This is a genomic window from Sphingorhabdus sp. (genome assembly GCF_046596595.1).
Classification (GTDB): domain Bacteria; phylum Pseudomonadota; class Alphaproteobacteria; order Sphingomonadales; family Sphingomonadaceae; genus Sphingorhabdus_B.
Genome location: NZ_JBKJMB010000087.1, coordinates 56,669 through 81,028 on the forward strand (window position 1 = coordinate 56,669; position 24,360 = coordinate 81,028).

The 24,360-nt window shown below is 55.4% G+C and carries 22 protein-coding genes; 10 read left to right on the plus strand and 12 right to left on the minus strand.

All coding sequences use genetic code 11. The features are described 5' to 3' along the window. The first annotated feature begins 30 nt into the window (after nucleotides 1-30). Nucleotides 31-1,866: a translational GTPase TypA gene (gene typA / locus ACLL9E_RS08495; protein ID WP_411291307.1), complete on the plus strand. Its 1,836-nt coding sequence runs from the start codon at nucleotides 31-33 to the stop codon at nucleotides 1,864-1,866. Between the two features lie 56 nt (nucleotides 1,867-1,922). Here the strand turns inward: typA and ACLL9E_RS08500 are convergent, their stop codons facing one another. Further along, nucleotides 1,923-2,756 (minus strand): outer membrane protein, encoded by an 834-nt coding sequence (locus ACLL9E_RS08500; protein ID WP_411291308.1) that lies wholly within the window; start codon nucleotides 2,754-2,756, stop codon nucleotides 1,923-1,925. A 128-nt stretch (nucleotides 2,757-2,884) separates the two neighbouring features. Continuing rightward, entirely contained in the window at nucleotides 2,885-4,096 is a 1,212-nt protein-coding gene (locus tag ACLL9E_RS08505; RefSeq protein WP_411291309.1) for an NAD(P)/FAD-dependent oxidoreductase, read from the minus strand. A 65-nt stretch (nucleotides 4,097-4,161) separates the two neighbouring features. Between ACLL9E_RS08505 and ACLL9E_RS08510 the strand changes: the two genes are divergently transcribed. Next, the gene (locus ACLL9E_RS08510) at nucleotides 4,162-4,452 is read left to right on the plus strand and encodes a DUF3297 family protein (RefSeq protein WP_411291310.1); all 291 of its coding nucleotides are present in this window, start codon (nucleotides 4,162-4,164) and stop codon (nucleotides 4,450-4,452) included. A gap of 15 nt (nucleotides 4,453-4,467) precedes the next feature. Here the strand turns inward: ACLL9E_RS08510 and ACLL9E_RS08515 are convergent, their stop codons facing one another. Next, complete coding sequence (locus ACLL9E_RS08515) at nucleotides 4,468-5,724, minus strand: serine hydrolase domain-containing protein (RefSeq protein ID WP_411291311.1); 1,257 nt, start codon at nucleotides 5,722-5,724, stop codon at nucleotides 4,468-4,470. On the opposite strand from ACLL9E_RS08515, the gene ACLL9E_RS08520 reads away from it, so the two are divergent. Next, nucleotides 5,723-6,013, plus strand: a complete 291-nt coding sequence (locus tag ACLL9E_RS08520) for a hypothetical protein (protein ID WP_411291312.1) — start codon at nucleotides 5,723-5,725, stop codon at nucleotides 6,011-6,013. The two genes, ACLL9E_RS08515 and ACLL9E_RS08520, sit on opposite strands and share 2 nt — an antisense overlap. A 1-nt stretch (nucleotide 6,014) precedes the next feature. Here ACLL9E_RS08520 and ACLL9E_RS08525 read toward each other — a convergent pair whose 3' ends face one another. Further along, nucleotides 6,015-6,542: a DUF7010 family protein gene (locus tag ACLL9E_RS08525; RefSeq protein WP_411291313.1), complete on the minus strand. Its 528-nt coding sequence runs from the start codon at nucleotides 6,540-6,542 to the stop codon at nucleotides 6,015-6,017. A gap of 31 nt (nucleotides 6,543-6,573) precedes the next feature. After that, nucleotides 6,574-7,698: a tRNA 2-thiouridine(34) synthase MnmA gene (gene mnmA, locus ACLL9E_RS08530; protein ID WP_411291314.1), complete on the minus strand. Its 1,125-nt coding sequence runs from the start codon at nucleotides 7,696-7,698 to the stop codon at nucleotides 6,574-6,576. A 171-nt stretch (nucleotides 7,699-7,869) separates the two neighbouring features. Between mnmA and ACLL9E_RS08535 the strand changes: the two genes are divergently transcribed. The 6 genes from ACLL9E_RS08535 (at nucleotide 7,870) to ACLL9E_RS08560 (ending at nucleotide 14,924) form a co-directional block, all read left to right on the plus strand. After that, nucleotides 7,870-8,244: a hypothetical protein gene (locus ACLL9E_RS08535; RefSeq protein WP_411291315.1), complete on the plus strand. Its 375-nt coding sequence runs from the start codon at nucleotides 7,870-7,872 to the stop codon at nucleotides 8,242-8,244. Further along, on the plus strand, nucleotides 8,237-8,536 hold the full coding sequence (locus tag ACLL9E_RS08540) for a DUF1153 domain-containing protein (protein WP_409645787.1): 300 nt from the start codon (nucleotides 8,237-8,239) through the stop codon (nucleotides 8,534-8,536). The genes ACLL9E_RS08535 and ACLL9E_RS08540 overlap by 8 nt, the downstream gene beginning before the upstream one ends. Nucleotides 8,537-8,719: 183 nt before the next feature. Further along, nucleotides 8,720-8,983, plus strand: a complete 264-nt coding sequence (locus ACLL9E_RS08545; protein ID WP_411291316.1) for a GlsB/YeaQ/YmgE family stress response membrane protein — start codon at nucleotides 8,720-8,722, stop codon at nucleotides 8,981-8,983. 256 nt (nucleotides 8,984-9,239) lie between these two features. Then, on the plus strand, nucleotides 9,240-10,424 hold the full coding sequence (locus ACLL9E_RS08550; RefSeq protein WP_411291317.1) for an efflux RND transporter periplasmic adaptor subunit: 1,185 nt from the start codon (nucleotides 9,240-9,242) through the stop codon (nucleotides 10,422-10,424). Nucleotides 10,425-10,450: 26 nt separating this feature from the next. After that, nucleotides 10,451-13,600, plus strand: coding sequence for an efflux RND transporter permease subunit (locus ACLL9E_RS08555; RefSeq protein ID WP_411291318.1), 3,150 nt, complete (start codon nucleotides 10,451-10,453; stop codon nucleotides 13,598-13,600). Nucleotides 13,601-13,715: 115 nt separating this feature from the next. Further along, nucleotides 13,716-14,924, plus strand: coding sequence for a DUF445 domain-containing protein (locus ACLL9E_RS08560; protein WP_411291337.1), 1,209 nt, complete (start codon nucleotides 13,716-13,718; stop codon nucleotides 14,922-14,924). Here ACLL9E_RS08560 and ACLL9E_RS08565 read toward each other — a convergent pair. The 7 genes from ACLL9E_RS08565 to ACLL9E_RS08595 all read right to left on the minus strand — a co-directional run bounded on the left by ACLL9E_RS08565 (nucleotide 14,921) and on the right by ACLL9E_RS08595 (nucleotide 23,349). Continuing rightward, nucleotides 14,921-15,601, minus strand: coding sequence for a purine phosphorylase (locus ACLL9E_RS08565; protein ID WP_411291319.1), 681 nt, complete (start codon nucleotides 15,599-15,601; stop codon nucleotides 14,921-14,923). The genes ACLL9E_RS08560 and ACLL9E_RS08565 overlap by 4 nt on opposite strands. An 86-nt stretch (nucleotides 15,602-15,687) precedes the next feature. Next, the gene (locus ACLL9E_RS08570; RefSeq protein ID WP_411291320.1) at nucleotides 15,688-17,004 is read right to left on the minus strand and encodes an FAD-dependent oxidoreductase; all 1,317 of its coding nucleotides are present in this window, start codon (nucleotides 17,002-17,004) and stop codon (nucleotides 15,688-15,690) included. Nucleotides 17,005-17,115: 111 nt separating this feature from the next. Further along, nucleotides 17,116-19,731: a TonB-dependent receptor gene (locus ACLL9E_RS08575; RefSeq protein ID WP_411291321.1), complete on the minus strand. Its 2,616-nt coding sequence runs from the start codon at nucleotides 19,729-19,731 to the stop codon at nucleotides 17,116-17,118. Between the two features lie 168 nt (nucleotides 19,732-19,899). Next, nucleotides 19,900-20,733 (minus strand): alpha/beta fold hydrolase, encoded by an 834-nt coding sequence (locus ACLL9E_RS08580; RefSeq protein ID WP_411291322.1) that lies wholly within the window; start codon nucleotides 20,731-20,733, stop codon nucleotides 19,900-19,902. A 26-nt stretch (nucleotides 20,734-20,759) separates the two neighbouring features. After that, entirely contained in the window at nucleotides 20,760-21,020 is a 261-nt protein-coding gene (locus tag ACLL9E_RS08585) for a DUF2442 domain-containing protein (RefSeq protein ID WP_411291323.1), read from the minus strand. Next, entirely contained in the window at nucleotides 21,004-21,237 is a 234-nt protein-coding gene (locus ACLL9E_RS08590) for a DUF4160 domain-containing protein (protein ID WP_411291324.1), read from the minus strand. The genes ACLL9E_RS08585 and ACLL9E_RS08590 overlap by 17 nt, the downstream gene beginning before the upstream one ends. A 354-nt stretch (nucleotides 21,238-21,591) precedes the next feature. Further along, entirely contained in the window at nucleotides 21,592-23,349 is a 1,758-nt protein-coding gene (locus tag ACLL9E_RS08595) for a PHA/PHB synthase family protein (protein WP_411291325.1), read from the minus strand. Nucleotides 23,350-23,628: 279 nt separating this feature from the next. On the opposite strand from ACLL9E_RS08595, the gene ACLL9E_RS08600 reads away from it, so the two are divergent. Continuing rightward, nucleotides 23,629-24,333: an EAL domain-containing protein gene (locus tag ACLL9E_RS08600; RefSeq protein WP_411291326.1), complete on the plus strand. Its 705-nt coding sequence runs from the start codon at nucleotides 23,629-23,631 to the stop codon at nucleotides 24,331-24,333. Nucleotides 24,334-24,360: the final 27 nt, after the last annotated feature.

Genomic DNA, 24,360 nt, shown 5'->3' on the forward strand with positions numbered 1-24,360 from the left:
ATGAAGACCTTCCAAAAGGCCCATTTCCAAATGTCATTGCGTAACATCGCCATCATCGCGCACGTCGATCACGGCAAAACCACCCTTGTTGACCAACTTTTTCGTCAGTCGGGCACATTCCGCGACAATCAGCGCATCGAAGAGCGCGCGATGGATTCGAACGACCTCGAAAAAGAACGCGGGATTACCATCCTTGCGAAGTGCACATCGGTTGAATGGGACGATCACAAGGGCGAAAAAACGCGCATCAACATCGTTGATACGCCAGGACACGCCGATTTCGGCGGCGAAGTGGAGCGCATCCTGTCGATGGTCGACGGCGTTATTCTTCTTGTCGATTCTTCGGAAGGTGCCATGCCACAAACGAAGTTTGTGACTGGTAAGGCGCTTGCTTTGGGCTTGCGCCCAATCGTTGTCGTCAACAAGGTTGACCGGCCTGATGAACGCATTCAGGAAGTGTTGGACGAAGTGTTCGACCTGTTCGTATCGCTTGATGCAACGGATGAGCAGCTTGATTTCCCTGTGCTTTATGCATCTGGCCGCAACGGCTATGCGTCGATTGATCCGAGCGCACGCGAAGGTACGCTGACCCCGATGTTCGAAACCATCGTCAGCCATGTGCGCGAGCCAAAAGCTGACGTCGACGGCGAATTCAAAATGCTTGTAACGCTGCTCGACCGCGACAACTTCCTTGGTCGAATTCTAACCGGACTTGTTTTGTCAGGCACCGTAAAGGTGAACCAGCAGATCCACGCGCTGAACCCTGACGGCAAGATCGTCGAAACTGGCCGCGCTTCAAAAATCATGTCCTTCCGTGGGCTTGAGCGCGTTCCTGTGGACGAGGCAAAGGCTGGCGATATTATTTCCATTGCCGGTATGACGACCGCGACTGTTGCTGACACGATTGCCGAGCCAACGGTTACCGAACCGCTTCAGGCGCAACCCATCGATCCGCCAACCCTGTCCATGCGCTTTTCCGTCAACGACAGCCCAATGGCTGGCCGCGAAGGCACTAAGGTCACAAGCCGCATGATTCGGGACCGCTTGATGCGTGAAGCCGAAAGCAATGTCGCGGTGCGCATTACCGAAGCTGCCGACAAGGACAGCTTTGAAGTGGCTGGACGCGGTGAGCTTCAATTGGGTGTTCTGATCGAAACAATGCGCCGTGAGGGTTTTGAACTCGGCATCAGCCGCCCACGGGTGCTGTTCCGCGAAGACGATAATGGCAAACCAACCGAGCCCTATGAAACCGTCGTTATCGACGTTGATGACGAATATGCAGGAACTGTGGTCGAAAAGATGGCTGTCCGTAAGGGCGACATGACCGACATGCGGCCCTCGGGTGGCGGCAAGACCCGCATCACCTTCAGCGCCCCTTCACGCGGCCTGATCGGGTACCACGGCGAATTCCTGTCCGACACGCGCGGCACGGGTATCATGAACCGGTTGTTCGAAAAATATGGTCCGCACCGCGGCACAATCGAAGGCCGCAAAAATGGCGTTCTGATTTCCAATGGCGCTGGCGAGGCGGTTGCCTATGCGCTTGGACCATTGGAAGAACGTGGCATCCTGATGGTCTCTCCGGGCGAAGCCTTGTACGAAGGCATGATCATTGGTGAAAATGCCAAGCCTGACGACCTCGAAGTCAATCCGATGAAGTCAAAGCAGCTGACGAACTTCCGTTCGACCGGCAAGGACGATGCCATCCGCCTGACGCCGCCAAAGCGCCTGACGCTTGAGCAAGCCATTGCGTACATCGACGACGATGAAATGGTTGAGGTCACGCCAAAAAATATCCGCTTGCGCAAGCGATTGCTCGACCCGAACGAACGGAAAAAAGCGTCACGCGCCAAGCAGGCCGCATAAAGCAAAAAGGGCGCCGTTTCCGGCGCCCTTTTTTTTAGGGTGCGACCCGGGTCAAATTAGAATCGGAATGCCGCCGTCAGACGGATATTGTGCATGTCGAAATCGCTGTCGCCGCGACGCATGTCCGTGCCCTGCGGGTTGACGAGCAAGAACGGGTTGGTTGCAGCTGCGGTTCCACGGCCCACCGACACGACATAATCGTCATCGACGAAGTTGGTGTAGAGATATTCGAGCCCAAGCGAGAAATTGCGTGCAACTTTCACCTCGGTGCCGCCGCCATAAGAATAGCCCCAGCTTTTCGAATTGCCATTATCGGTGAAGCTGTTTGCGCCATTGGTGGTCGAAAAGCTGTTCTTGATTTTGGCATATGCCGCACCGCCGGTTGCATAGAACAAGGCACCACGCGCAGCATAACCTACGCGTGCACGTGCTTGCCCTGCATAATCGATTTCGCGGGTAAAGGTGTATGCCGCAGGCGTTGAACTGAAAGCGGTTACGCTATCACGCGATTCATTCTTGCCGCCTTCGAGTACGAAACCGTAAACGATGTTGCCTGTCTGCACGTCATATCCGGCGCGGATGTTGTAATCATAGCCGTCTTTGTCACCACGGCAGCCACCAGCAGCCGAATTGCCCGTCGCGCGGCCACCACAGAAACCAGGTGAAAACGCATTTGCGCCAGCCAGTGTGTTTACATTATTGTCGAACGCGCCATCGAGGTTCGTATCGAACTGGACATTTTCGTTGCGATCGTTGCTTTGAGCGCCAAGACCGAACGAGCCGCCGATATACGCGCCTTCCCATTCTTCGTCTGCTGACTGGGCGTAAGCTGGGGTCGCAAACGACGCAAATGATGCGGCGCTAATCAATAAAATGCGGGAGATTTTCATAGGTGTTGTCCTTTTCAGTTGTTGTCACCAACCGAAAAACGCCACAAACCCTATTTAGATGCATTAAACGACATTTAAAATGTAACTGCGTCGTTCTTGCCACATTGAAGATGGCACCAGAGGCTGCATTATATGGCTTCCCCCGCCGCAACGCCGCTGGCCCAAGCCCACTGAAAATTGTAGCCACCAAGCCAGCCTGTAACGTCCACCGCCTCGCCCACATAGAACAGCCGGGGCGTCTTCTTTGCTTCCATCGTCTTTTGCGACAGGCCATCGGTGCTGATCCCGCCAAGCGTCACCTCCGCCTTGGCGTAGCCTTCACTGCCGTTGGGCATAAACGGCCAGCTATCGAGCAACGCGCCGGCTTCGGCCAATTTCCGGTCGCTCTGGTCTGCTAGATTGCCGCTCAGCGCAAGCTTGGTCGAAAGTGCCTCCGCCAGCCGGGCGGGCAGCACCCGGTCCAGCGTTGATCGCAGCGTCGCACGGGGCCGTGTGCGTTTCTCGGACATTAACAGTTGAGTGGCATCCTGCGATGGCAAAAAATCAATCTCCACCTGGTCGCCCGGCCTCCAATAACTGCTGATCTGAAGCACAGCAGGGCCGCTCAGTCCCCGGTGGGTGAACAATGCAGCTTCGCGGAAGGTCGCCTTTCCATGTTTGGCGACCACTTCGGCAGAAACGCCGGACAATTCGCGGAACAGGACATCATCACCGCCGAGCGTCAGCGGCACCAATGCCGGGCGCGGTTCGACCACCTTTAGTCCGAACTGCCGCGCAAGGTCATAGGCAAAGGCAGTTGCACCCATTTTGGGAATGCTTGGACCCCCGGTTGCAACCACCAGCGCACCGCCACGCGCGTGCACGCCATTATACGTTACATGATAGTCGATGCCATCATGCGATACCTCCCTTACTGGCGCATCGAACACAAAGTCTACGCGCCCGCCAAATGTCGCAGACTTCTCGCACTCCGCCATCAACATGGCCACAATCTGTCGCGCAGACCCGTCGCAGAACAATTGCCCGAGTGTCTTTTCATGAAAGGCGATGTCATGCGCGGTTACCAAAGCGATAAAATCCTGCGGCGTGTACCGTCCGAGCGCCGACTTTGAAAAATGCGGATTGGCCGACAAATAACGTTCCTGCGCATGCGTCGTCGTCGCATTAACGTTTGTAAAATTGCACCGTCCACCGCCTGAAATCAGGATTTTCTTACCCGGTCCGGTCGCGTGGTCGATGACCAGAACACGCTTGCCACGCTGTCCAGCGGTCAGGGCACACATTAGCCCAGCGCCGCCAGCGCCAAGGATTATAACGTCATAGGTGTTTGCGTCTGCCATTTTGCACCCCCTGCACTGCCCACACCATATTGCCAAGTGCTATGCTTTGCGGCAAAGCGCCCGACATGACACAAGAGAGCAATATCGCGGGCACAGACACCCCGCCCGATCACCTGTCCATCAATCCGATGAGCCCACATTTCGACGGCGACCTGCTATCGCGCGGTATTGGCATCCGGTTTAAAGGCGAAATTCGCACCACCGTTGAGGAATATTGCATTTCCGAAGGCTGGATCAAGGTTCAGGCTGGCAAGGCCCGCGACCGCAAGGGCAACCCGTTGTTGATCAAGCTGAGCGGCCCTGTTGAGGCTTGGTTTGAAGATCTCGGCGAAGACGCTCAGGTAGCCAAGCTGTAATTTTTACTCAGACATTCATTGCTTGGGAAAAATCGATATCAATTTTGCCAGCTGGTCATTGACTGGATCCAACCGGTCATCTTGGGTATTACCAAGCCGCACGATGGTCAGCCGGTGTTGCGGCGAAACGACGACAAACTGCCCCAAATGTCCCAGCGCCGCAAATACGTTTGACGGTGCCTTGCCAGGAAACAGCACCTGATCGCGGCCATCGTCGCGCTTATGGTTTAACCAAAGATGCGCGCCGTAGCTTTTGTCTGTTTTGCTTTGCGCCTTCATAAAGCGCATCCAGCTTGTCGGCATCATTTGTGCAGCGCGAACCGAGCCATTATTGCGTAAAAATTCACCGAACTTTGCCCAGTCGCGCGCGGTGGCGTGGATCAAGCTCCCCCCAAGCATCGTTCCGTGCCGGTCGAATTCAGGCGTTGCGCTCGTCATGCCCAGCGGTTCGAACAGGCGACCGCGTGCATATTCCAACATGGCGTCCCGGCGCTCGGCGGGATCTTTGCTGTTCGTGAGAGAGCGAGTCATGATGTCGACGAGGATATGGCTGGTCGCAGTGCTATATTCGAATTTTTTCCCCGGGATTGCCTCCAAAGGCCTGGTTTCGGCATAACGGGCCACATTTTCCCGTCCATCAAGGAAGAGCATGCGCGGCGTATCCGCATCGAAAATCTCGACACTGCCTTCCGCCATTTCCGTGTGGTCAAGTCCCGATGACATGTGCAGCAGATGGCGAAGCGTGATTTTGGCGCGCCCGTCACGTGGTGTTTGCCATTCGGGAACGATCGCGGGTTCATCTAGTGCAAGCCGGCCGTCCGCGACCATCATACCGACCAATACCGCGGTTACGCTTTTGGCCATCGACCAGCTGATGAGCTTGCTATCGGGCCCATAACCTGGGGCGTAGCGCTCGGCAACCACTCGGCCGCCGCGCATAACAACCAAAGCGCGGGTTTCGGCCAATGCCGGATCTTCAAAAAACGGGGCAATCGCAGCTTCGATCTTTTCCTTGCTCACAGACGCGTCGTCGACGGTCATCGTAAAGCCAGGCCCCGCAGGTTTGGCGGGCGGCTCGGCGGCACATCCAGCAAGGGCAACGGCAGCCATTGCGCAGAAAGCGGTTGCGGCGGGACGGAATTTGTTTCTAGGCATTGCAAGCTTCGATGCACCAGATGGAGGGCCCATGGCAACCGCAACTTCGACCGAAAGTACAAAAGGATCCCCCCGGAGTTTCAGGAAGCTCAAGATCGTTGCAGTGGTCGTGGTCATGATCGCAGCCTTATGGTTGCTATGGAACTGGAACAGCATCAAAGGTCAGGCGCGTGTCGGTGCCGCTTATGGCGCGCATGTCATCTGTTCCTGCCGCTATATCGAGGGTCGTGACATGGCATCATGTGAAACCGACAAGGAAGACGGCATGGAAATTGTGCGGCTGCGTGATGATCCTGAAAATAACCGCGTCTATGCGTCTGTGCCTTTTATGGCCGAAGCTGTTGCCGAACGGCGCGGTGCATTTGGATGCATTCAATTGAACGAAGCGGAAATCGAGGCGCTATAGGCTAACGCTTCGCAGGGACGAGCATGATTGCCGCGCACAACAACTCGATTCCGCCGCCCGTTAAAGCAACAAATGCAGGCGTGATGCCCAGCCAGATTGCAAAGGCTGCAACAGCAATCAGGATCACGCCAAGCACCAGATACAAGCGCATGCCATAAATCGTCTGGAATACAAGATAGCGTGCCCCGACCGTGAGCAGCACAATCGGGAAAAACCAGTCCTGATGCGTGTCGCTAACGAGATATGCGATAACCAGCCCGATTATGAGAAATGCCGTGGATTGCAGCGCAAGCATCTCCAACGGATTTGGCGAGCGCGGCTTGCCGCGCTGGTATACGCGCCTTGCGATCAGCACCGACAGGGGATGAATCGCCATCCCGCCGAAAAACAACGTCGCCATGCCAGCAAATATGTCGACATTTAGCGTCACCAGGCCGGCTATGGCCCAAACCAGGCCGGAAACGAATATCCCTGCGCCGCCGTTGACATGGGCCCTGCGCATGTCTCGCTGTGCTTCACCCAGATGCATTCCGAAATCCCCCCTTAATCAGTGTACGCATTTACGCCGCGGTGGCCAGCTCCACTTTTAAGGTCTCCTCGATCCACCCTCCGCCAAGAACGCGGTCGCCGTCATACAATACGGCCGCCTGCCCCGGCGCTACCCCATATTCTGGCGAGTCAAAGCGCAACCAGTCGCCGTCAAGCCGCGCAGCTACAGGGCGGGACATTGACCGCACTTTAGCCATAACGGGTCGGTCACCGAACTCTGCAAGCCAGTTGGCATCAGTGATACGCGCACCTTCGACCGCAAGCGCCTCACGTGGCCCGACGATTACGTGCTGATTTATCGGATCGAGCCGGATCACATATAAGGGTACCGGCTGCCCTCCGACTTCAAGACCCTTTCGCTGACCAACGGTGTAGTGGATCAGGCCTTTATGCTGGCCAAGCTTCCGGCCATCCAAATGCACGATTTCACCGCCGATTTCCGCATCAGGACGGATTTTGCGCACGATGCTTGCATAGTCACCGTCCGGCACAAAGCAAATGTCCTGGCTGTCGGGCTTCATGGCCACAATCAACCCCAGCTCCTGCGCAATGGCACGCACTTGGGGCTTTGGCATCCCGCCCAATGGAAAGCGAAGATAATTGAGTTGGCTTTGCGTTGTGGCAAACAGGAAATAGCTCTGGTCGCGCGCAGGGTCAGCGGCCCGGTGAAGCTCCGCGCCTTCGGCGCCTTCCACGCGGCGTACATAATGGCCAGTCGCAAGGCAGTCGGCACCGAGTTCGCGCGCAAGCCGGAACAGGTCGGTGAACTTGACGCCCATGTTACATCGAACGCAGGGAATTGGCGTGCGCCCGGCCATATATTCATCAGCAAAATGGTCGATGACCGATTCGCGAAACCGGCTTTCATGGTCGAAAACATAATGTGCAATGCCAAGCTTGTCGGCGACTGCGCGTGCGTCGCGAATATCCTGCCCCGCGCAGCATGCACCGGCGCGCTTGACCGCGCTGCCATGGTCATAAAGCTGTAAAGTAACGCCAATCGTTTCCGCCCCAGTGCGTGCGGCGAGCGCCGCCACGACTGACGAATCAACCCCTCCCGACATCGCCACGACGATTCGCTTGCCGCTTAAATCAGCGCCAAGTTGAAAATCTGAATCATAAATCCCAGGAGTCATACGACCGCGTCCTTATAAACTTTAATCACAAATTGCTAGTTATCTGAATTACTTCCGCCAACTGGTCCAACTTTACGAGGTCGCCAAAGGATAACAGATGTTAATATCACCTAACACCAATTGAACGGCACCTTTACCTCATATTAGAATTTATGACGGTAGGACAGCGTCATGGAAATGAGCTTTCCCCATCACGCGTTACGCACATTTGCGGAGACGACATCGGACACCCGCAGGTCTGTTTTGGATGCAGCACGGGCGCGGCAGGCAAAAAGCCGCACCGTGCGTGCGCTGAACCGCGCAGAAAATGGAGACGCGGCCGATGGCGATGATCTGGCAGCGCGCATTCACTGTTTTGTGGCGGATCCCGATGCCGACATCGCAGTGCGGGGCGCGTTCTGGCAGAAACCGGAAACACCAAAAATGAATGAAGATCCTGTTTACCAATCCGGTTCAGTGAATATCAAATACGATGAGCTATCTGCTTTCGGAACAGGAACAGATTCGAACCTTGCGGGGCATGGAGCAAAAAACAATCATGATTGAAAATCAGAAATTCCGCCCGTCGCAGGTTATAGGCCCATTGGGCGAACCACTCACGCTCGATAGCTTACCACCTCCTGGCACGACGCGGTGGGTTGTCCGTCGCAAGGCCGAAGTCGTCGCCGCCGTAAATGGCGGGCTGCTCTCGATCAACGACGTCTGCGAACGGTATAGCCTGACGCTTGAGGAGTTTGCGTCGTGGCAACGGGCGGTCGACAGGTCAGGAATGCCCGGACTTCGGGTAACGCGCATCCAGCATTATCGTGATCTGTACGAACGTCAGCAGAAATATTGATCGCCACTTTATTGCTGATAAAGTGAGAAATTACCCCGCCTCGTGCGGGGTTTTTCTTTTGCGCAGCCGTGTTTTTCGAAAAATCATCAAAACATACTGTTGCTGTCTGGCAATTTACGCGCTTTTCATTATCATTTGCATCGCCGGGGCATCTCCGGATGGCGTAATATAGGAGCAAACTTCATGGGTTGGATTATCGCAATCATCGTAGGCGGAATCGCTGGCTGGCTTGCAAGTAAAGTCATGGGTCGTGACGCTTCCATGGGCATTATTGCCAATGTCATAGCCGGATGTGTCGGCTCGGTTGTCGGCAATTTGATTGCCAATCGCTTCGGCATCGTTGGCAGTGTGCAGGAATTTTCGCTCACGGGTCTCATCGTTGCCTTTGTAGGCGCCGTCATCGTGCTGGCGATCTTAAATCTTATTCAGCGTGGACGTGTGCGGTAAGCTATTCTATCTCAACAGATAAGAAAGCCACGTAGACCTGCTCTGCGTGGCTTTTCTTTCATGCCGTTTGTCGAAACATATGAGGCGTCAGTCTTTATTGTTGCGCACTCCAATCTTGCTTAATCTATACCTGCGACTGCATTTCACCCTGTGACGTTCTGCGCCTTGCGAAGAGTGACTTATTAGGGTAACACAGCGACACTATGAACTTCATGGGCGGCAGGCGCTTGCTCCAGACAGAATTTGGAACTCCGGTATGAACTACGAAACAACGATGAGCGGGACGCTGAATGGCCAAGCGCTTGAGGAAGTCCCGGACCGCACTCGTCGACGGTTGACTATCGCTGCGGTTATCGTCGCCATCTTGGTCGTCGCAGGCGCTGCATATTATTTCTTCGGACAGAGCAGTGATCCCGCTGCTCTGTCGGCAGACGCCGAGAAAGCAGCTCAGGCGCAAACCGTCACCGTAGTTGCACCGGGCCGCGACACCGTAGTGCGCGCGATCAATGCCACCGGCACTTTGGCTGCACGCCGCGAAATTCCTGTCGGTGTCGTTGGTGAAGGGGGACGCGTCCTTCAGGTTTATGTCGATGCGGGCGATTGGGTAAGCCAAGGCGATGTGCTCGTGAGCGTGGACCGTTCAGTGCAAGCACAACAGGCAGCGGCGCTTGAAGCCCAAATTGGTGTGGCGCGCGCCGATCTCCAACTCGCTCAGAATGAACTCGACCGCGCCGCACAATTGGTCGAGCGCGGATTTATCTCCAAGGCTGATGTCGACCGCAAAACAGCTACCCGCGACGCGACGCGTGCCCGGGTGAATGTTGCCAACGCGCAACTTGCCGAAACACGCGCCCGCAATGCGCGGCTTGATGTTCGCGCGCCCGTTTCGGGCTACGTACTTGAACGCAATGTAGAAACTGGCCAAACTGTCTCGGCAGGTAGCGGCATTTTGTTCCGCATCGCCAAGGATGGCCAATTGGAACTTCAGGCAAAGCTGAGCGAGAATGATCTTGCCCAAGTAGCAGTCGGTGTTCCAGCCTCGGTAACGCCCGTTGGCACCGACCGCGTGTTTACCGGTAACATCTGGCAAATTGCCCCGATGATTGATGCACAAAGCCGCCAGGGTATTGCGCGCGTTGCCCTGACATTTGACAAGGCGTTGCGTCCAGGGGGTTTTGCATCGGTTGAAATCAAGTCCGGCGCGATGACGGCGCCCGTCTTGCCTGAATCTGCTGTCCAAACAGGCCGCGAAGGCAGCTTTGTCTATATTGTCGGCAAAGACAACAAGGTGAAGCAGCGCCCTGTCAAGGTCGGTTCGGTCACCGCCAACGGCCTGATTATCGAGCAAGGCCTTGATGGCACCGAACGCGTCGTTCTTTACGCTGGCGGTTTCCTCAATCCGGACGAGACGATCAATCCCAAGCTGTTGAAAAAGCAGTAATATTCGGCACATCCGGGAATTAGAATATGAATTTAAATAATATTTCTGCATGGTCCATCCGCAATCCGGTGGTGCCGATAGTCTTGTTCGTCGCGCTCACCATCGCGGGCATCATGTCGTTCAGGAACATGGACGTGCAGAATGATCCCGATATAGAATTTCCGGTTGTCGTTGTCTCAATTTCGCAGCCGGGCGCTGCACCCACAGAAATAACCACCCAAATTACCCAAAAGGTCGAATCTGCGATCCGAAGTGTGCAGGGCGTCCGCAACATTGACGCGACCTCAAGCGAAGGCAACACCACGGTAAGCGCCGAATTTGAAATAGGCGACGACATCAACGCTGCCGTCAGCGAAGTGAAGAATGCAGTAGACCAAATTCGCAGCGACCTGCCTGATGGCATATTGGAACCGCAAATCTTTAAAGTCGCAACATCAAGCGACCCAATTGCCTATTTTGCCGTCGAAGCCAGCGACATGACGCTTGAGCAATTAAGCTGGTTTGTTGATGACTCCGTCGCGCGCAAATTGCTGTCGGTTGAAGGCATGGCGTCGGTTAGCCGCAATGGCGGCGTTAACCGGGAAATCCGTGTCGTTCTCGACCCTGCAAAAATGCAATCATTGGGCGTAAGCGCCAGCCAGATCAACGCGGTGCTGCGTCAACAGAATGTCAACGCGTCGGGCGGACAATCGCAAATCGCCGGCTCGCGTCAGTCTGTCCGTGTGCTTGGAAATGCAACCGACGCCTTTGCGCTTAGCCAGACCCAGATTAGCCTTGGCAGTGGTCGGTCAATCAAGCTTGCCGACGTCGCTGAAGTCACTGATGGCTTTAGCGAACAAAAGGCGATGGCTTTTGCGGGTGGCAAACAGGTTGTCACCTTCGGCATGTCGCGTGCCAAGGGTGCTTCGGACGTCACAGTTTTTGATGAAGCCATGGTCAAAATGGCAGAGATTGAGAAAGACAATCCAGGTATAAATTTCATCACTCTATTCAACAGCGTGGATTACACCAAAGGCCAGTATAAAAGTTCAATGGCAGCCATGATTGAGGGCGCATTGCTTGCGATCGTTGTGGTATTCCTGTTCCTGCGCGACTGGCGTGCGACGATTATTTCGGCGATTGCCATTCCTTTGTCCGCCATTCCGACTTTCTGGTTCCTCGACCTTTTGGGATTCACGCTGAACACCATGTCGCTGCTTGCGCTTGGCTTGGTCGCAGGTGTGCTGGTCGATGACGCGATCGTTGAGATCGAAAATATCGTGCGACATATGCGAATGGGTAAATCGGCGTATCAGGCGTCGATTGATGCTGCCGATGAAATCGGCCTTGCCGTCGTCGCAACCACATTTTCCATCGTCGCCGTGTTCCTACCCGTTGGCCTGATGCCTGGTGTTGCCGGTCAATATTTCAAAAATTTTGGCCTGACCGTCGTCGCCTCTGTTCTGATGAGCCTTGCCGTTGCGCGGATGATCACGCCGATGATCGCGGCGTACTTTCTGAAATCGAGTGGCATGGCCGAACATGGTGAAGCAGGCTGGATTGACAGATATATGAAAATCCTGCGGTGGTCGCTTGGCCATCGTCGGTGGATGATGGGCATTGGTGCGCTCGCATTGGGGCTGACCATCGCACTGTTGATCATTCTGCCAAAACAATTCTTTCCCGATGGCAATACCGATTTCAGCCGTATTCGCATTGAAATGGTTCCCGGAACTACGCTCGAACGCACCCGTGAAATTGCCAGTGAGGCCGCAGCGATTGTTGAAAAACAGCCCGAGGTCGAAACTGCACTGCAAAGCGTACGTGAAGGCAGCGCCAACATGTTCATCACTTTGAAAAAGGACCGCGCCCGCACCAGTCAACAATTTGAAGAAGACCTAACTCCTTTGCTTACAAAAATTGCGGATGCACGCGTGACCTTTCAGGCAAACGGCCCGGGCGGCGGTGGTTCCGGCCGCGACGTTTCGGTCATGTTGTCGGGCTCTGATCCCAAAAGGCTTGATCAAACCGCAGCGACACTTGTCGAGCAGATGAAAACCGTGCCCGAATTACGTGCGCCGCGTATCTCGGCTGATTTGCAGCGCCCCGAATTGATCATTACCCCGCGCAGTGACCTGGCATCGCAGCTTGGCGTGTCGACCGTGGCCCTGAGCCAAACGATTCGTATCGCAACGCTTGGCGACATCGACCAGAATAGCGCCAAATTCTCGCTGTCTGACCGTCAAATCCCTATTCGCGTGATGCTCGCCAAGGAATCACGCCAGGATCTTGACGTCATTCGCAACCTGCCAGTGCCTCTCGCCAGCGGCGGTTCGGTTCCCTTGTCGCGCGTCGCTGACATCAGCTTTGGTGCAGGGCCAACCTCGGTCCAGCGCCGCAACCAGAATTTCCGTATCTTCATTGGTGCTGATTTCGCGCCGGGCATTGTCTCTTCTGATGCCGACAAGAAAATCAACAATCTGCCGATCATGAAAAATTTGCCAACGGGCGTTTCGCGCGCACCCTTTGGTAGTCAGGAATGGGAGCAGGAAATGCAACGCGACTTCCTGGTCGCTTTGATTTCCGGGACTCTGCTCGTGTTCGCGGTTCTTGTGTTGCTGTACCACCGGTTCATGTCGCCTTTGGTCAATATGGGATCGCTGTTGCTTGCACCACTGGGTGGCCTCATCGCGCTTGGTTTGGTCGGGCAGCCCATTTCGATGCCGGTATTCATCGGCGTGTTGATGCTGTTCGGCATCGTGGCCAAGAACTCGATTTTGCTGATCGACTTCGCGATCGAGGAAATGGCGCGCGGCGTTCCGAAGTTCCAAGCAATTATGGAGGCTGGACACAAGCGCGCACAGCCAATCGTGATGACAACCGTTGCCATGACCGCAGGCATGGTGCCAACCGCACTGTCGCTGGGTGGTGACGGGCAATGGCGCTCACCTATGGGGACCGTCGTGATCGGCGGCCTGATCGTCTCGACCTTGCTGACGTTGCTCATCGTTCCTGCTGGTTTCAGCCTGGCCGATGGCTTTGAAAAGCGGGTTGGACCATGGCTTCGCACGCGCCTGCTCACCTACGATCCCGAAAAGCATGGTGAAAACATAACGGACCCTGCCAAGCCAGCCGGCAAAGCACCGGGCAAGACATCGGGCAAGGACGATCTCGGCGGACTTCAGCCCGCAGAGTGAGCCTTTGCTTGGCAGCACGGTCCGCCTTGGCTAAGGCAACAGGGTGAAAGCTGCCAATCAACTGGGTCTGTCGGAAAAAACGCGTTACGCCGAACGTGATGCCGAACTGCGGCAGATGCGAATTATCGCGACAGCGCTGCTTTTGGCGATGGCGGGCCTGTTCGTGTTCGGCAAGTTTATGGAGACGCGTTACGAAGGCTATTGGGGCTTTCTGCGCGCCTTTGCCGAAGCAGGAATGGTGGGCGGCCTTGCCGACTGGTTCGCGGTGACCGCTTTGTTCCGCCACCCTCTTGGCATACCAATCCCACACACCGCAATTATCCCGAATAACAAGGAACGGCTTGGCCGCACGCTGGCAAGCTTTCTGCGCACAAATTTCCTGACGACGAAGGTGGTCGCGCGGCGCGTTCAGCGGATGGATGTGGCGGGCGCAATGGGAAAGTTCCTGAGCGCGCCTTCGGGCGGTGAGGGCCGGATGCGGATGGGCGCGTCGCGGCTTATGGGCGACATTATCGCTGCGCTTGATGATGAGCGGCTTGGCGGCGTTGCCAAGGGCGCCATTCGCACGCAACTCGACAAGTTGGATATCGCGCCACTTCTTGGACAGCTGCTCACCGCGATGATCCGCGAGCGGCGGCATATTCCTGTACTGGACAGCATTATCAAATGGTCGTCGGCGACGCTTGAGGCCAATGAACATCTTATCCGCGAAATGGTCGAGGAGCGCGCCAACACGATTATGCGCTGGACTGGCCTCGACGACAAGCTGGCCAACGCAATCGTCAATGGCCTCAACAAGCTGCTGCATGAAATGGCCGAAGATCCCGACCATCCGTTACGCGAAAAGGGCGAGGAAGGGCTTGCAAGCCTTGCGCACGACCTGCGCCACGACAAGGAATTGCAGGCCAAGGTCGCGCACTGGAAAGGACAATTGCTCGAAAATCCAGCGATGAGCAAATGGATCAACAGCCTGTGGGATCAAGGGCGCGATGGCCTTTTGAAGGCGGCGCGCAACCCCGATGCGGCGCTGGCAGGCAGCTTTGGTGACGCGCTCATAAAGCTTGGCGGCACCTTGCAAGAAGATGCCCGGCTCAAGCATCAGATCAACCGCTTTGCACGTCGCGCAATTGTAGGCACGACCGAAAATTACGGTGACAATATCGTGAAGCTGGTGTCCGAAACCGTTGCCCGTTGGGACGCATCAACAATCACCGACCGCGTCGAAAATGCGGTCGGCAGCGATCTTCAGTTCATCCGTATTAACGGTACATTGGTGGGCGGCATGGCGGGTATCGTTATTCATTCTGTAGGACTATTATTTTAATCGCGGGGTAAATCCATTATCATCCGCTCGGCTGCCTCTGCTGCCACGCGGGAGGCGCGTTTTAGATTGCTCTGAAAATCCCCTGCGCTTTCGCCATCGGCGTTGTCGCTGGTCGCCTTGATTGCCGCCCATGGGACGTCCATCCGCACAGCAGCCTGCGCCACCGCCGCCGTCTCCATATCAACGATATCGCCGCTAAGCGCACTGTGGAGCCTTTTGCCATGGTCAGCGCTTTCGACAAAGCAATCGCTTGTGATGATGCGCACCTTGGGTAGACCAGTCTCTGGCATGACCGCGGCATGAAACGGTTCGGCATGCGCCTCGCCAATGGGCCATGCACCTGCCCTGTAATGCACAAAGCCTTCGGCGCGTGACGCACCGTAATCGCCTTGCACAGCTTCGACGATCTGAAAGCATGACCCTTCGCAACCATTCAATTTTCCGGCGGTGCCAACCACCAGCAATAGGTCCGCGTGGTAATGTTCGACCAGCATCATTGCGGCCATTGCAGCATTCACCTTGCCAATTCCGCTGCAGGTAATCGCGATATTGCGGTCGGCAAAATAAACTTGGCGCACCATGAAGCCATGGAGCGCCTCCACATTCGCGCTCTGGCCAGGAAACACAGCGGCGGCTTCGGCATCTACACCTGTGATTATGCCAATGGTCTTGATCATGCCGCGCGCGCCCTTTTTTGATTGGAACAGCGGCTCTAACGCGTGAATGGCGTAAATATGATGACAGTTAATGTAGCAGCATCAAATTACTTTTGGGCCGCGATCATATCTTCCACGCGCACGAATTTCTCACGCGGTGCGCCGTCGCGAGCGCGGTACGTTTCAGCTTGTTCAATTTTCTTCCAGTCGCTGAAGGTTACCACGTCGACACCGCGCGCGTGCAGTAACACGTCGAGCCCCTCCCTGCCCGCTTTGGCTTTTGCGCCCGTGCTTACGGCCCAGTCTTCGGCAATCAACTCGACAATATTCACCCCGTCGGGCCGGTTTGTCCCGATGGTTCCTGACGGACCACGCCGTGCCCAGCCAACACAATATAGCCCGGGCACAATGCGGCCATTAACATTAGCAAAGCGCCCCCGGCCATGCTCATAGGGCACGCCGTCCATGGGCGGGGTTTGATATCCGATGCAGCTAATGACCATCGAACAGGCAATGTCATATGTCTCGCCTGTACCTTCGCTGCGCAATTCATCGTCCAGCTGCATGCGCTCGATACGGATGCGCTCAACCTTGCCGTCACCTTCTATGGCCGTCGGTGCTGCAAAAAAGTTGAAGTTGATGCTTATCATTTTGTCCGCGCGGAATGCCTCGGGAATGGCGGCAAATTCCCGCAGATGCGTGACCGCTTTGCGCATCCCGGGTTCAAGCAACGCATCCTCGCCAAGCTCCGGCAGATCGTTCTTGTCGACACGCACCGTCGCCCTTTCCAGATGCCCGAGTTCGCCAAGTTCCTTTGGTGTCATCGCAATCTGGTGCGGCCCGCGTCTTCCCAATATCGTAACCTCCTCAGTTCCCGCCGTTTCAAGTGCATTCAGGGCGTGGGAAACAATGTCCGACCCACCAAATTCGGCGGGTGTTTTTGCGAGGATTCGCGCCACATCCAGCGCGACATTGCCATTGCCAACGATCACAACATGGCGGCCGCCAAGCATCGGATTCAAGTCTGCAAAGTCGGGATGTCCATTGTACCAGCCGACAAAGGCTGCACTCCCCACAACGCCTGGCAAATCGCCGCCGGGAATGTCGAGCTTACGGTCATTGGGCGCTCCGGTCGCAAGAACGACAGCGTCGTAATGGTCTTGAAGCTCAGAAACACTTACGTCACAGCCGACCGACACATTTCCGACAAAGCGGACAGTGTCCGACAGCGCCACTTTTTCATATCGTTCCGACACAGCTTTGATTGCTTGATGATCAGGCGCAACGCCAAAGCGGATGAGGCCAAATGGCACGGGTAACCTGTCGACTATGTCAATGTGCACATCATCGCCGAATTTCTTCTGCGCGGCTTCGGCGGTATAATAGCCCGCCGGACCAGACCCAATGATCGCGATGTGCCGCATTTCGCCTCTCCGCTTATGCTCTGAGTCGGCAGGCTAGCGCGTCAGGGACAAAAAGAAAGGCCGACCTGTTTGCACAGGCCGGCCCTTTTTTTGAAAATGCCACGAAGTGGGTTAGAACTTCGCCGCAACCCGTACGCCGTAAAAGCGTGGTGGCGATGGATATACTGCGTAGCTGTTGCCCTGTTCAGGGATTGGGAACGCAGTGATATTGTAATATGTGTCGAACAGGTTCTCGACATATCCCTCGACGCTATATTTGCCGTCACCAAAGTTCACGCCCGCGCGCAGGTTGACGATGCCAAAGCCGTCATTCGCGGTGAAGCGACGTGCAAGCGGATCGTTTAACGGGAATGCATCGCTGTTCACGCGGTAATCGACATGGAACAAGCCACCCACACCGTCGCTGATTTGCGGCGTCCAGGTCATCGCACCTGTGATGGTGTGCTTTGGCTGGTTGGATGCCTGACGACCATTGTCACCGCCGGCAAGCGGGCTGGCATCGGTCGCCTTTGCGTCAACATAGGTGTAGCCCAAGTTGAACGCGAGATCAGGATGTGGCCGGATGATGCTTTCGAGCTCGACGCCCTTCGACACCAGCTTATCGAAGTTCAAAACCACGAAGTTGGTGCCTGAAAAACGGTTCGACTGGTAGTTTTTGAAATCCGAGTAGAACAACGTCGCGTTGAACTGAAACTGGCGCGTGAAGTTGGTCTTCACGCCGATTTCATAGGCATCAACGGTTTCGTTGCCGAACTCCAGATCTTCGATCTGTGCGCCATTGCCGCCCAAAAGCACGGAATCGAAGCTGCCACGGTCAAGATTATATCCGCCCGATTTATAACCACGATCATATCCGCCGTAGATTAGGATATCGTCATTCACCTTGAACGACAGCTTCGCCGTTCCCGTGAATTCGCTTTCCGACCGGTCGCCAGAGCGCACGCCGTTAAATTCGCTGTTCACTGTTGGGTTGCAGGTCAAAAGGAATGCCGAATTCAACAGTCCAGCACCCTGCAATGCTGCACGGTAAGGTGCAGTCGCCGGGTTCTGGAAGAACGCACAGGCCGGAACAACGCTGGTCAGGTCGGTGTCGATATCCTTGGTTTCGTGGTTGTAACGCAGGCCCAATGTCAGCGACAGATTGTCGGTGAAATTGATGATGTTGTGCGTAAACGCGGCAAAAGCCTGGGTATCGACCTTATACGCATCATTCTGCTGTCCCGCACCATTTGGCGTGCGTGGCAGCGGGCTGTTGAACAAGCCGAACAAAGCGGGGTTTCCAGCGGCTGCAGCGGCCAGCGCCGGGTTGGTTGCCAACGCAACCTGACCGAACAATGGTGTCGCGGGGCCAAGTGTGCCGAACAACTGCAAACCTGATGGCAGGCCAACGCTTCGCGTCAGTTCACGAATGACGCCGTCCACATATTGGTCGGCCTGCGCGCCGAAACGCACAGTATCATTCAGTGTCAGTTTTTCATTCAGGTAGAAACCACCCACAAGCCAGTCGAGCTTGTCATTGAACGCCGTGCCCTGCAAACGCAGTTCCTGCGTGAAATCCTTAATGGTCGTGCGGTAATTGTCACGATAGGCGCGGTCAAGACCGGAGAAATCAATGTCCTGGTTCCGCTTGGCTTTCCAATCACGATAGGCTGTGATCGACGTCAGCGTAGCGTTGCCGAAATCCCAGTTCAGCTCGCCCGAAACGCCCCATTCCTTGACGGCTTCGGCCAGGTCACGACCGGGTGTCACCGCCATGTCGCGGCTGCCACGTGTGTACGCCGGAATGCCGATGGTACCAGCAGTGCCGCCCAATGCAGGAACGCCTGCAAAGCCGCGGATGATGTTGGTGCCAACAAGCGCAAGTGCCGAGCTGCTGCTTGCGTCAATGCCAGGGAAAATCGACAGGCCGCTCAGCGTGTTTACCGCGCCACAGCAGGATTCGTCGGTCTTTGCGTAGTCACCGATCAGACGGAAGCTGACATCTTCATTTTCAAACAAGGCCTGACCACGCACAAAATAGCGGTCGATATTGTTGATGCGGTTGTCGCTGTTGACGTCGCGGATATAACCGTCACGCTTGTGATAGCCGCCATCAAGACGCAGCGCGAGCTGTTCACTGACCGGGCCAGTGACACCAGCCTTGACTTCGATTTCGTTGAGATTGCCGTAGCTGCCTTCAACATAGCCGCCGAGTTCAAATTTTGGCTTTTGCGTGGTGATGTTCAATGCACCTGCCGACGTGTTGCGGCCGAACAATGTGCCCTGTGGTCCGCGCAAGACTTCAACGCGCTCAATCGGCGGAAGCTCGGCAAGCGCAACGCCTGCACGTGAACGGAACACGCCGTCGATGAACACGCCAACAGCGGGTTCAAAGCCGGGGTTGTCGCCCGCAGTACCAATGCCACGGATCGACAGAACCGCTCCGGTTGCGGAGGACTGGCCAGTGGTGGTTTTCAATGACGGAGCAAGCTGTTGAATGCCGCGAATGTCAACAACGCCGGCATTGGCAAGCTGTTCGCCGCCAACAACGCTTACGGCCAGCGGCACATCCTGTGCTGCCTGGTCGCGGCGCGTGGCCGTCACGATAATTTCATTGTCGGAATAAGCGTCGTCGCCGGTTCCTGTGGTCGCTTCCTGGGCCTGAACTTCGCCGTCTTGGGCGAACGCAGCCGTCGTCGGCGCAACAAGCACGGCAACGCCGGCCAGCAGCATATGGATGGATTTCATGATGTTCCTCTTTAGACTTTTTGCGGACAAACCGCTTGGGGGAGAACACGGCGGCTTTTTGTGCCGTCGCTTTCCCCGCGTTAGAACATGTTGCAATTTAACGCCAAGGAAAATAGCGGAATTCCGCCATTATCACGTCTTTTGTGGCATTCAAGTCACAGCGTCGTGTCAGGCTGCCTTGCGTGCTTCGTCCGCTTCACGATCAAGAAACGCACGAATGGCCCTGATGCTTTCTTCGACATGGCTCAACAGGAACAAATGCCCGCCATTTTCCACGACGAACAGCTCGCTGTTCGGGATCAGGAAATTCAAAAACTTGCCATTAGCGAGCGGCACAATCTGGTCATCATCGCCCATCATGATCAACGTTTCGGTTTTCATGAACGGAAGAAACGGCGCGCTGGTCCAGCCCATCATCGCCATCAACTGGTAGAAATATCCGGTCTTCGACGGTGGTTTCAGCCGCTCGATATGCTCCGACTTGTTGCCGACCATGCCGCCATACAATGTCTTGAAATGCTTTGCCATGAAATCGGGGTCAATATAACGGCGCGGGTCTGCCATTTTGATAAGCGATGCAGGGTTTCCGGGCACCATCAACATCCCGGCACTGGTCGCCACAAGAATGAGCTTGTTCGTGCGCGCATTGTTCTGCAGCGCAAATTGCTGCGCCATCGCGCCGCCCCAGCTGACGCCAAGAACGTCAACGATGGGCATGTCAAACCGGTCAAGCAGCAAGCCTGCAATCCGCGACATGAGGATAGCGTTGTAGGGCACAACCGGATCAGGTGAACCGCCAATGCCCGGCATGTCAAACGTGATAAAATCGCGGTCATCCAACAGCTCAGCCATAGGCGCCATCGCCTCAATATTCGCGCCAATGCCGTTGAAGAACAAGATCGGCAGCCTGTCCGTAGGCTTCGAGGCACGCCAAACCGCGACCCGCAAGACGCGGCCATCGACGGTCTCCATGCTGAAAGTAGGCGCGCGGTTCTTGGTCATGTGTGTTCCTTGAATTTCGAAAAAAGTTAGGCTGCTTTTGCAGCGGGTGCGCCGCGCAGCAACCCTTCGGTGCTCAGATCCTCGTCGAGATCTGGCCAGTGGATGCCAAAGCCGCCGCCGCATTTTTCCCAATGCGCGCGCTGTTCTGCTGAAGCGTTCGAAAGGCGGGGGTACCAAGCAAGCGGCGCTGAAATTGTGCGGCCATCCATCAAGTCGACAATCAAGCTGTGCTCATCAAACCGCACATCGAGAACGCGCTCATCGGAAACTTTAGCCGAAATATTCATACCACTTCTCCGTGAACATCGCCTGATGCTCGCTGACCATATTGATTATGCCAGAAATCTCGTGCGCGCGAAAGCCCCGGCTTTTTGCAACCTCCAAGCTCTCCAGCCAAACCTTAATTGTCGCTTCGCCTTTGTCGATGTGCACATGCGGCGGCTCGTTAGGTTCGTGGCTGTAGAAATAAAAGCGACAACCGTTCTGGCGATAAATGGTTGGCACGCTTTCCCCTCACTCCAAAGCACATAGCAGCCGTGCGGCTTCCGCCGAACAGTCCAATTTAATCCGCACAGGTCGTGACCGTTCCGATCGCTCATTACTCATTTTCCCGTCCGGGTTCCTCTTTGCGTTTCTTTTGGGAATCCAGTGCCTCAATCCGGTTTTTAGAAGCAGGATCCAGCACTGAAGAGAGAAATAGCCCGACCATGACGATAAATTCCGAAGATCGCCTCAGCTTTCGATATGTCGCATTTGAAAGCCTTCGTGTTTGTGCCACACGCAACGACCCTATTCCCACTGCCCCTGTGAGCACCAAAAATACTACGATGGCTGCAAAGGCATAAGTCTCCAATCCCCCTACTCCAAAACATAAAGCCCCGGTGCGGCTTCCATCGCTGGATGCGCTTTGCTGCCCAGCGTTGCAGGCGCAGCAACCTCGTCACCCGACCGCGCGTGGAGCCATTGCATCCAATATGGCCACCAGCTTCCGGCGACTTCTTCGGTGCCCTTCATCCATTCGGCCACATCAGCAGGCGTCTTGCCCTTGGAATGCTTCCAATATTTCGCCTTGGGGTTGCCCGGAGGGTTCAGGATGGCTTGCATATGTCCAGCCTGGCTCAGGATGAATTCGATATTCTTGCTGCCGAACAATTGCGTCGAACGATAGCAAGCGCGCCATGGCGTGATGTGGTCGGTGGTTCCGCCCAGCACAAACAGGTCGCCCGTCACCTTGGTCAGGTCAAGCGTGTGGTCCGCGATCTCGAACGTTCCCGGCGCGGCATAGGCATTGGCTTCGAACAGCTCAAGGAAATCGCCCATGAGTGCCGACGACAGGTTGGTCGCGTCGGCATTCCAGAACAGGATGTCGAACGCTGGTGGATCATCGCCGAGCAGATAATTGTTGATGACATAGTTCCAGATGAGGTCATTTGGCCGCAACCATGCAAAGCCGCGAGCAAGGCTGCTGCCCTCGATTACGCCCTTCTTCTGCGCGCGCTGCCGCGCCAGCGCGATGCCATTGTGCGACACAAGGCTCGATGCTTCGGTGTCGCCGGGCTTTGGTTCCAACACGCACACCATCATGGTGATGGCGTTGGCGCGTGTGTCGCCCATCGACGCCAGCTTTGACAAAAGCACCGACATCGTCTGCCCGCCCGAACAGCCGCCCGAAATGTTCACCTTGTCACTGCCGGTAATTTCGCACACGACGTCCAAAGCCTTGATGCAGCTTTCGATATATTCCGCCATGCCCCACACGCCCATGTCGTCGGTCGGGTTGCGCCATGAGATCATGAATGGCTGAATCCCGTGGTCGGTCTGCCATTTGATAATCGATTTTTCCGGAGACAGATCGTTGATATACATTTTGTTGATCTGCGGCGGAATGGTCAGTTGCGGCGTGGCATAGACCTTGTCGGTGGTCGGCGCATAATGGATGAGTTCAAATCGTTCGTCGCGATAGACCACTGCACCCTTGGCGGTCGCGACATTTTCGCCGAGCTTGAACGGCTTTTTGTTGACCTGGCTCACCATCATATCGTTGTGGACCATGTCGTTATAGGCGTTTTTCAAGCCCTTCACGAGGCTCAGCCCGCCGGAGTCCACAAGCCTTTTCTGCGCAGTCGGGTTGCCGATCAGGCTGTTTGTGGGCGACATTGCATCAATAATGATCTGCGAAATGAAGTTCGCGCGGTCGCGTTCCAGCGCGTCGAGATCGAGGTCCTGAATATAGCTTTTGACGCCCTTTTGCACCGCGAGATAATATTGCGCGCCTGCCTTGAAAAACGGGTTGAAGGTCCATGCCGGGTCCATGAAACGCTTGTCCTTGGGGTCAGGCGCAAGGTCCGACTTTCCGGTCATAATCTTGACGACATCTTCAGAAAAGTTAGTGGTTGCCTTCCACGCCTTGTCGGGATTGGTCGCGGTTTGGCGCAACATCAGGCCAATCGCGCCGATGAAATCCTCCCGCGCCAATCCAGCCAGCGGGCCAAGCGCCATGGTAGCATCATTGGCGGCATCAAATGCGCCTGCAACACCAGAAAATGGCGCGCCTTTCTTTTGTGTTTTCTTCTTGTCCGCTTTCGCGTTGCCGTTTGTGTCCGCCTTGCTCGCCATATTGCTCTCCTCTTCCCACGTTCGCAGGTTTACACGGTGCAACCATTTGGTCAAACACTCCCCGCAATGTTAATTTTAGCGATCAAAAACTGATGAACCGCGCGCAAGCGTGTGAGCGCTCAAAAACTAGCATAATTTATTGATAATAATATATTTTTAATCCATCTAAAGTAATAGTTTTTATGCCGATTTCGCGCATGTTTCCGCGGCGCTGATAATCCCGACCGACTATTCAGTTCAGACTCTGTTAAAGGTCTGGGCTTAGGAAAGAATGCCATAATGACCATTATTCCAGAGCAATTGTCGATGCTCGATGGCAACGATGAACCTGCTTCATCGGAGACATCAATCATTGCGTCACGGCCAATCGTTGACCTGCGCAATAGCCAAGTCATGGCCTTTGAATATGTCGCCTGCGACCATTACAGTTTCTTGCCACGCCAACATATTCTGTCGGTCCTTGACCTGCAATATATCCTGGAAACCGGCAAATTTTTATCGTTGCCCGAAATACTGATTTCGGTCCCGACTGACATTTTTGTCGGACTGGATCTTTCGAACAAAATGGCTTGGGGATTACGGTCACTCCTGTCGCAGGGAACCCATATTGACGTCCTTTTGTCTACAACCGAAGGGGAAATGACGAGCAGTTCAATCGGCAATGCCATACAAAACTGGCGCCGTGTTGGATGCAGCGTTGGCATTGACGGCTTTGGATATGCCGCTGTGCCTGCGCTTTGGCCGTTGGTTCATGATGTCGATGTCGTGCGTTTCGACCAAAGGTTGATTGGCATGCTGCGTGCCAATGTCATTCCGGCCTTGCCCACGCAAAAACTGGTCAGTTTCGTTGCTGCGATGGGCATCTCGCGCATCATCCTCGATGGCTGTCAGTCCATTGATGATGCCATGATGTTTCAGGACGCGGGCGCGACCCATGGCCAAGGTCCTGTATTTGGTGAATTCAGTCTAACCCAGCCGCATTGATGTGCCGCACTTGCGTCGTGCGACAGG